Here is a 9,216-nt window from a genome sequence, read left to right as displayed (position 1 = left end):
GAACCCCGGGTGCCTCGCAGCACAACGGTTTTCAAGACCGCCGCAATCGACCACTCTGCCACCTCTCCAAAACTTCCTTCTCAAGAAGGCTTTCCGTTGAAAGCGGTGCAAAGGTACAAATCATTTTTAATTCTGCAAACATACTTTCTCTTTTTTCGCGAATTAATTGTACTTTTGCCACATAATATATAGGCTATGCCCATGATATACCCGCAAAATTTTGAACAAAAGATAGGTTTCGATCAGATACGTCAATTGCTGAAGGAGAAATGTCTCAGCACACTTGGTGAAGAACGTGTGACTGATATGACATTCTCCGATCGTTTTAGTGAAGTAGAGGAACTTCTGGAACAAGTCACGGAGTTCGTTCGTATACTCAGAGAGGAAGACAACTTCCCCGCACAATATTTCTTCGACGTTCGCCCATCATTGAAGCGGATACGAGTAGAAGGAATGTATCTGGACGAACAAGAACTTTTCGATCTGCGACGTTCATTAGAAACGATACGCGACATTGTACGTTTTCTACAAAAGAATGATGACACGGAGGAAGAAAGCGCTTCTCCCTATCCTCGTCTGAAACGTCTGGCAGGAGATATTACTGTATTCCCACAACTCATTGGAAGAGTTAACGGCATCCTGTCTCCATATGGGAAAATTAAGGATAACGCTTCTACCGAATTGGCACGCATCCGTAGAGAACTGGCAAGTACGATGGGAAGTATATCACGTTCTTTGAACAGCATATTACGTAGTGCGCAGTCAGAAGGTGTTGTAGACAAAGACGTCACTCCCACCATGCGTGACGGGCGTCTGGTTATTCCTGTAGCTCCGGCTTTGAAAAGAAAGATAAAAGGTATAGTACACGATGAGTCGGCCAGTGGAAAAACCGTATTCATAGAGCCTGCCGAAGTGGTGGAAGCCAACAATCGTATCCGTGAACTAGAAGGAGACGAACGACGGGAAATAATCCGTATCCTGATGGAATTTTCCAATCAATTGCGTCCATTCATTCCCGATGTATTATTATCTTACGAGTTTCTTGCCGAGATAGATTTTATACGTGCCAAAGCACTGCTTGCCGAACAGATTACAGGCATAAAGCCAGCTTTTGAAAACAGGCAGGTACTGGACTGGACTATGGCCGTACATCCCCTGCTGCAACTCTCCCTAGCCAAACATGGTAAAAAGGTGGTACCACTGGATATAGAATTGCACGGGAAGCAACGTATCCTTATTATCTCCGGCCCTAATGCCGGCGGTAAGTCGGTCTGTCTAAAAACAGTCGGTTTGTTGCAATATATGTTGCAGTGCGGGTTACTCATTCCTATGCACGAACGTAGTCATACCGGCATATTCAGTAGTATCTTTATAGATATAGGCGACGAACAATCCATCGAGGATGATCTCAGTACCTATTCTTCACATCTTACCAATATGAAAATCATGATGAAGAGCTGCAATGAGCGCAGTCTCATCTTGATTGACGAATTTGGCGGTGGAACAGAACCGCAAATCGGTGGTGCCATTGCAGAAGCTGTTCTAAAACGTTTCAACGAAAAACAGACTTTCGGTGTCATCACTACTCACTACCAAAATCTGAAGCATTTTGCCGAAGACCATGAAGGAGTAGTAAACGGTGCCATGTTATACGATCGTCATCTAATGCAAGCTTTATTCCAACTCCAAATAGGTAATCCGGGTAGCTCGTTCGCTGTGGAGATTGCCCGTAAAATCGGTTTGCCGGAAGATGTCATTGCAGATGCTTCTGAAATCGTGGGTAGTGAATACATCAATGCAGACAAATATCTGCAAGATATTGTGCGCGACAAACGCTATTGGGAAGGTAAACGCCAAACAATCCGTCAGCGTGAAAAGCACATGGAAGAAACCATCGCCCGCTATCAGGAAGAAATGGAGGAGCTGCAGAAATCCCGTAAGGAAATTCTGAGAAAAGCCAAAGAAGAAGCCGAACAGCTGATACAGAACGCAAATGCCCGCATTGAAAATACCATCCGTACCATTAAAGAAGCACAAGCTGAAAAGGAAAAGACCCGTCAGGTACGTCAAGAACTGACCGATTTCCGTAAATCTATGGAAGATCTTGCCAGTAAAGAGCAAGAGGAAAAGTTAGCCCGCAAAATGGAGAAACTGAAAGAAAAACAGAACCGGAAAAAAGAAAAGAAAACAAACAAAGAGAAAGAGTTATCAACAGAAGCATTGGCTGAAAAGCAAGCACGTAAGGAAGCCGAACGCTTGGCTGCGATTATCCCCGGTTGTAGTGTCAAAATAAAAGGGCAAACTTCGATTGGTGAGGTAATGGAAATAAATGGGAAAAATGCGATTGTAGCTTTTGGAAGCATCAAGACTACCGTCAAACTGGATAGACTGGAACGTACCAACGCGCAACCTAAACAGGCAAATGCCTCTGCCAAAAACACCTTTATCAGTAGTCAGACGCAAGATAGCATGTACGAAAAGAAACTGCATTTTAAGCAAGATATTGATGTACGTGGCATGCGTGGGGATGAAGCATTACAGGCAATAACCTACTTTATAGATGATGCCATTCTTGTCGGAATGTCCCGCGTTCGTATTCTACACGGAACGGGTACGGGAATTCTACGTACTCTTATCCGCCAATATTTGCAGACTGTTCCCGGAGTGCGCCATTTTGCCGATGAACACATACAATTCGGAGGTGCAGGTATCACAGTAGTAGACTTTAGTTAAAGCGAAAAAGGGGAAAATTTGAAATGAAATAATAAAAACAATTTTAATCGTAAATCTTTAAATCGTAAATATATATGAAATCAATCAAAGAACTTTATCGCATCGGTACAGGTCCATCAAGTAGCCACACGATGGGTCCACGCAAGGCTGCCGAAATATTTTTGGAAAGACATCCTGAGGCCGCAGCATTCAAAGTTACATTATATGGTAGTCTTGCAGCTACCGGAAAAGGGCACATGACGAATATTGCCATCACTGAAACCTTGCAACCGGCAGCTCCGGTGGAAATTATATGGGAACCCAAAATTTTTCTCCCCTTTCATCCTAATGGAATGAAATTTGTTTCAGTAAATTCCGAAGGAAAAGAAACCGACCAATGGACAGTATTCAGCGTTGGTGGTGGTGCATTGGCTGAGGAAAACGACGGAGCTTCCTCCGTCAACACTCCCGATGTATACGATATGAACCACATGACTGAAATCTTACAATGGTGTGAACGTACCGGCAAAAGTTACTGGGAATACGTCAAGGAATGTGAGAACAGTGATATATGGGATTATTTACAAGAAGTATGGAAAACCATGCAATCTGCTGTAAAACGCGGATTGGAACAAGAAGGCGTATTACCCGGTCCGTTGAACCTACGACGCAAAGCTTCTACCTATTATATACGTGCCAGTGGATACAAATCTTCTCTTCAGTCGCGTGGACTGGTCTTTTCTTATGCACTTGCCGTAAGTGAAGAGAATGCTTCGGGAGGTGTCATCGTTACAGCTCCCACTTGTGGTTCGTGTGGTGTAATGCCCGCCGTACTGTACCATCTGGCAAAGAGTCGTGAATTTAGTGACATGCGTATTCTCCGCGCGCTGGCAACTGCCGGATTGGTAGGAAACATAGTAAAAACGAATGCTTCTATATCAGGAGCGGAAGTTGGTTGTCAGGGGGAAGTAGGTGTAGCATGTGCCATGGCCTCAGCAGCAGCCAACCAATTATTCGGTGGTAGTCCGGCACAAATAGAATATGCCGCCGAAATGGGATTGGAACATCATTTAGGTATGACCTGTGATCCTGTGTGCGGATTGGTACAAATACCATGTATCGAACGAAATGCCTACGCCGCCGCACGCGCTCTAGATGCTAACTTATATTCTTCTTTTACAGACGGCATGCACCGCGTATCATTCGATAAAGTAGTCGAAGTAATGAAAGAGACAGGGAATGACCTGCCGTCCCTATATAAAGAAACGAGTGAGGGAGGGTTGGCAAAAGATTATAAACCGATGTAATTATTTAATTGATAATGGATAGTTGATAACTACCATGCGGTGCACAGCACAATCTAACTATCCATTATCATTAAACAACTATTCCGTTACCGGCCAATGTGTATCATCTTTCCCCGTCACATCAATACTTTTCATCAGGTTACCCTCTTCCGAGAAAAATAACTGATATTCAGTTTTACCATTCTCTACCTCGATAACGTACTGAATAGGTTGTAACGGATATTCAAGCATATCAATATCCTCTCGTTTCCAAATAGCAAATTCACTACCATTGAAACCTGTCTGTACAGTTGCCGGAAGATCATTCCACCCAATAGAGATTTCGGTCAACTTCCAAGTGGCATTAACATCAAACCACACATCAAGTTCTTTGCCATCTGCCCAACAATCGGCAACAAAATAAACATCTTTCTTTTCCCAATCTATATCGGTAGCATTGGGATATTTTGCCTTCAGAGCATTCGAAATAGATTCCGGTACAGGAATACCATCATTCTTATCATCATCATCATCGCACGCACTGAATGCCAGTACAGCAACAAACATCATAGCTAATAATTGAATCTTTGTTTTCATTTTCCTTATTTAATTGAGATTAGACATAAAGTTCATTCATATTAGTCGTCCATACTGACGAATTTTCCTTTATTATTAAACTTCAAAGAATAGTCGTTACCCAACTCAACTTCTACACCATTACGTCCACGTTCTATCTTCGTGATAATTTCCTGCGGGAAATTAGTCTTTACGTATTCTTTCACGGAAACAGGAATTAATGCTCCGGGCACAGCAACCTTTTTACAATCAACCTCAGTCCAGTTGCCATTACTGTCAAAATCAATCTCTGTACGGTCAGTCAATAAAACTTCATACTTCTTGGATTGCAGAATATTCGTCTCAATCTTGATATGCGAAACCTGCGGTTTAGAGAAGTACTGGTTGATAAAATTACGTGCAGTCAACGGTAGTTGTTTGACATCCTGTGTGATAACATCTCCTGCAAATGCAAATTGAACAGCCGCAAGAGCCAGTACAATCATAGATAAAATTTTCTTCATAATCGTTATTTTTTAAAGTGTTACTAAATAATATGCGTATCATTCACACTGCAAATAACGACAAAGAATTAGGAAAGATTTGGGAATAATCAGAGTTTACGATATTTTTCAATATCTTTAACAAGAAGGAAACAGTGCATTCCTTCGTTCCATTCATAAGTAAGCTTCAAAGAAGCAGAACAAGCAATAGAACGTGCAATAGCAAGCCCAAGACCGGTAGAATCTTTCTTCCCCTCTGCAACACGATAAAAACGTCTAAACAGTTTCTCACCGTCCAAAGGCACATCTCCTGTATTCTTTATCCACAAAGAATCGGAAGTTGTCAAAATCCGTAATTCTCCCTTCTCACGATTGTGAAGCAACGAATTTTTCACTAAATTGGATACCAAAATCTGAGCCAAAGAATGATTACAACGAACCATAAAAGGTTGCGTTCCTCGTTCGCGTACAAGATGAACTTGTTTATGCTCGTATATATCCACCAAGTCCGGTAACAAGTTATCAAGTATCTCATCAATGGAAACATCCTCCATTTCGGTATATTGTCCGTTTTCGATACGAGAAAGCAACAGCAAAGATTTATTAAGTTTTATTGCCCTACCCAATGTATTATAGATATCATCCAACTCCTTCATCTGTTGTTCTGAAAGCTCTTCATTCTCTGCCAATAATTCTACTTTTCCACGAACAATAGCAAGCGGAGTCTGTAACTCATGCGAAGCATTCTCAATAAATTGCTTTTGCTCCTCATATGCTTTATAACTACGATTACCCATATCCACAGCTGCAACACTCAATTCACGAAACTCCCGTATTTTCGTCGGATTATCTAACAGTGGTACTTCCTTACCCGGCTGAATGCCATGTAACCAATCCAATAATCTGTGCAACGGGCGAAATACACTCTTCAACACCAACTGTATACCAATGGAAGTACAAATCAAAAATAACAGAAAGAGAACTCCGAGATACCATAACATAGCTTCAACCATATCATCCCGTTCCAAAATAGAAATCATCAGTTCCAACTCATAAAACTGCCCTCCGGGCATACGAAAGGCAGTTCTCATGACCCGTACCGGTTCATCTTCATCCTCAAGTTCAACATAAACCGTAGAATCGTAAAAAACTTCTCTATAATGAATACCTTCTTCTTCGGATATAGGACGGAATTTGTAGAAAGACATCAATGTTCCCTGTGTTTCAAGTACTGAAGGATCATTGAGTGCGTTATTTATCAATATCCTGGCATAGTTTTCCAAAGTATCATCGGTTTCATCAACCACTTCGTCCATGATGGTATAATAAAATAATATCCCCCATATCGCCATCAGCAAAAATAAAAGCAACGAAAGTTTACGATACGTGTAATATACCAACTTCATACTTCGGATAGTTTATAGCCGAAACCATAAACAGCTTTCAGTTCCACGGTAGCACCGGCCTGTTTCAGTTTCTTGCGCAAATTTTTCACTTGTGAATAAATAAAATCCAGAGAGTCTGCCTGATCAATATTATCACCCCATACCGTCTCAGCAAGGCTCATTTTATTAATAACCCGGTTGGGATTAACAACGAAATAATATAACAGATCAAACTCTTTGCGATTTAACTGTAAAGGAGTTCCTTTAACTTCAGCCTGACGCTTATCAGGATAAAGCAACAGATTTCCGACAGTCACCGTTAAGTCACCTTGCACTTGCCTACGCCGTATCAGAGACTTCACACGAGCATTCAGTTCTGCCAGATGAAAAGGTTTAGTAAGATAATCGTCAGCTCCCAACTCCAACCCGTCCACTTTGTCATCCAAAGAGTCTTTGGCAGAAATAATAAGCACACTATCACTGCGATGAAGACGTTTCAGTTCACGTAGCAAATCAAGACCGTTTCCACCAGGCAACATAATATCCAACAGAATACAGTCGTAATCGTAGTCGTTTATCTTATCCAATGCCGAAAAATAATCGGCGGCAGTCTCTACGACAAACTTTTCTTTCAAGAGCGAGGTACGGATAGTTTCCCGTAAATCCTGTTCATCTTCTACAATCAAGATTTTCATATTGGCAAAGATAAGTCAAAAAACTGGAAACAATCTGGAAAACAAAAAGAGAGGGAGTATAAATCTAATTAATACTGTCGGTTTCGTATAATTCTTGCATTAACTCCTCCTTTGCCATAGATATTTTACCATCAACAGTAACAGTCAGTCTGAGAGGAACATATAAATCTGACTGCGGATAGCAAATACTAGCCGCATATACAAAGCCTTGTGGAGTAACCTTATCATAAACCAATCCTTCCAAAATGGCATATTTCATAAATTTAGCATCTACCAGCGAAGCAAAACTCTCTTTCGTAAATACCTTATCTACAATCTGCTTACCGGCACAAGTGATACGCAGGGTAATTCGATTATCTATAAACTTCTCACCCTGGTCATTTTTTACAATAGGCAGGTTCTCATCCGGACGGCGCACTACAGAAGAATGATATTCTTTTCCTTTATAGGTAATTGCCACCTTCGTATCAGACACCTGCATACGTTCTGGACCATTAATTTCCGTACTGTCTTGCATCAAGACTTTCATATCGTCTTTTTCATTCTTCTTTTGAGAAGAACAAGCCGCAAACAACACAGCCATCACACAAGCCAACACATAAACCATTGTTCTCATTCGTTCATTTTTAGAAATTAACAGGGACAAAGAAACGAAAAGAGCGTGAAAAATACAAGGGAAAATGAAGCAAAAACGACAAAAGGGGGGTGACAAAAGTCTATACTACTTACCTTCGTCCCCCCCTTTACTTCATTATGTTATCCTAAAAACTCATTTTCTTCTGGAATTTTTTCTTCCAGATTCCATCTTGGCCTGTCTATCCTTCATATTTTTTGTATAAGCAGCATATTGGTCTTTAGTCATTATCTTTTGTAACTGTGTATCATAAGCAGTACGGGCTGTTTCCATTTCTTTACGATTTTTCTCCATTTCCGTCTTCATCTTTGTACGTTCTTCATCGGTCATCTGAGGTCTTCTACCTTCTTTCTTGCCAGACTTGTTGTTGTCCCCCCGTCCCATATCCGGCCTACGAGACATCGACATGTTACCCATTTTCTCCATCAACGCAAGATTGGCTTCCTGTAACTGTTTCTTCTGCGTATCATTTAAAGAATATTCTTTTACCATGCGTTCAGTCATACGTTCGGCACGAGTTTTTGGATCAGGCATTTTGTCACCACGGCGAACTTGCTGTGCCATCGCCATACCACCCATCAAGAAAGCAGTTACCAATAATAAAATTATCTTTTTCATTATTCTATTCCTTTTTAAATTAATACATTATATCAATTATAATTATTATGTTGCAACATATTTATGACAAAAAGAAAAGCGAGAAGTTTAATCAAACTTCCCGCTTTAACATAAAACAACAGAGTAAATTCATTTATTAAGGTTCATCCAAAAAATGCACGATAATTTCCACCTGTTTTGGCATAAAAGTTCGTATCCTGACGTTATATCCTGTATCGATCAAAGCATCTAACACCATCTTCATCACCCCACCCCGCGTGGCGCCATACCTATTTTAGTGACCATTGCATGTTAGCAAAACCTGCTTCCTTGTGATCACAATATAAAAATACAACAGGCAAAAACGACATGGTGCTTTAAATGGAGATTATCGGAGGATAAAAGATAACAGATAAACTGCTGGTAAATAAAAGAATGAAAAAAAGTTTCCTCAGTAATAACGTCCTGCTCAGTTTGTATGATATAGAGTGTGTAAAGTTGAAAAATGATTAGCTTTGGAGGTTAACATCGAAATCAAGAATAACCTGTTTGTAGCTGCACTCCATGATGTGGGAATACTCGATTGATGTAGGGATTTTTCTGTTAATATTCATCGAGTATGCTGCGACTGATTCCGTTAAATAGATAAACACGGTCTATAAATTCTTTTTCACCGATGGTTCCTTCGGTATAAAACGGGCATAAAGGGATTGTTGCCATTGATCTGGAGAATATCAGGTCTCTCAAAAAGGTCGTAATAAGCACTCATTATTTCTGAAGTTTAATTCTGCCACCGTCATTTTCAGTATTCTGCTCCCTGATGGCTAAAGGAAAAGATACCTAACACTA

Annotated in this window: 9 protein-coding genes, 1 tRNA gene and 1 pseudogene (1 of these 11 cut by a window edge); 2 read left to right on the top strand and 9 right to left on the bottom strand. The window is 40.7% G+C overall.

Annotated elements, in window-relative coordinates:
* A tRNA-Ser gene (locus DXC10_RS16350) sits at positions 1–68 on the bottom strand (it extends 62 nt beyond the left edge of the window).
* 133 nt (positions 69–201) lie between these two features.
* Between DXC10_RS16350 and DXC10_RS11770 the strand changes: the two genes are divergently transcribed.
* The gene (locus DXC10_RS11770; RefSeq protein ID WP_101543196.1) at positions 202–2,733 is read left to right on the top strand and encodes an endonuclease MutS2; all 2,532 of its coding nucleotides are present in this window, start codon (positions 202–204) and stop codon (positions 2,731–2,733) included.
* A gap of 74 nt (positions 2,734–2,807) precedes the next feature.
* Complete coding sequence (locus DXC10_RS11765) at positions 2,808–4,019, top strand: L-serine ammonia-lyase (RefSeq protein ID WP_101543195.1); 1,212 nt, start codon at positions 2,808–2,810, stop codon at positions 4,017–4,019.
* Between the two features lie 78 nt (positions 4,020–4,097).
* Here DXC10_RS11765 and DXC10_RS11760 read toward each other — a convergent pair whose 3' ends face one another.
* From DXC10_RS11760 to DXC10_RS11725, 8 genes and pseudogenes are all read right to left on the bottom strand, one after another.
* Entirely contained in the window at positions 4,098–4,595 is a 498-nt protein-coding gene (locus tag DXC10_RS11760; RefSeq protein ID WP_101543194.1) for a PepSY-like domain-containing protein, read from the bottom strand.
* Positions 4,596–4,636: 41 nt separating this feature from the next.
* Positions 4,637–5,077 (bottom strand): PepSY-like domain-containing protein, encoded by a 441-nt coding sequence (locus tag DXC10_RS11755; RefSeq protein ID WP_101543193.1) that lies wholly within the window; start codon positions 5,075–5,077, stop codon positions 4,637–4,639.
* A gap of 89 nt (positions 5,078–5,166) precedes the next feature.
* On the bottom strand, positions 5,167–6,462 hold the full coding sequence (locus DXC10_RS11750; RefSeq protein WP_101543192.1) for a HAMP domain-containing sensor histidine kinase: 1,296 nt from the start codon (positions 6,460–6,462) through the stop codon (positions 5,167–5,169).
* On the bottom strand, positions 6,459–7,136 hold the full coding sequence (locus tag DXC10_RS11745; RefSeq protein WP_101543191.1) for a response regulator transcription factor: 678 nt from the start codon (positions 7,134–7,136) through the stop codon (positions 6,459–6,461). Before DXC10_RS11745 ends, DXC10_RS11750 begins: the two co-directional genes overlap by 4 nt.
* A gap of 64 nt (positions 7,137–7,200) precedes the next feature.
* The gene (locus DXC10_RS11740; RefSeq protein WP_101543190.1) at positions 7,201–7,752 is read right to left on the bottom strand and encodes a DUF4738 domain-containing protein; all 552 of its coding nucleotides are present in this window, start codon (positions 7,750–7,752) and stop codon (positions 7,201–7,203) included.
* A gap of 153 nt (positions 7,753–7,905) precedes the next feature.
* Positions 7,906–8,388 (bottom strand): DUF4890 domain-containing protein, encoded by a 483-nt coding sequence (locus tag DXC10_RS11735; RefSeq protein ID WP_101543189.1) that lies wholly within the window; start codon positions 8,386–8,388, stop codon positions 7,906–7,908.
* Positions 8,389–8,524: 136 nt separating this feature from the next.
* Positions 8,525–8,626: a DUF4248 domain-containing protein gene (locus DXC10_RS11730; RefSeq protein WP_233519944.1), complete on the bottom strand. Its 102-nt coding sequence runs from the start codon at positions 8,624–8,626 to the stop codon at positions 8,525–8,527.
* A 353-nt stretch (positions 8,627–8,979) separates the two neighbouring features.
* Positions 8,980–9,136 (bottom strand): annotated as a pseudogene (locus tag DXC10_RS11725) (DNA-binding protein); the annotation flags it as partial.
* Positions 9,137–9,216 lie beyond the last annotated feature (80 nt).

The organism is Bacteroides sp. OM08-11 (genome assembly GCF_003438665.1).
GTDB classification, from domain to species: Bacteria; Bacteroidota; Bacteroidia; order Bacteroidales; family Bacteroidaceae; genus Bacteroides; species Bacteroides cutis.
The sequence above is the reverse complement of the archived record's forward strand: the minus strand, read 5'-3'. Positions and strand labels throughout refer to the sequence as shown.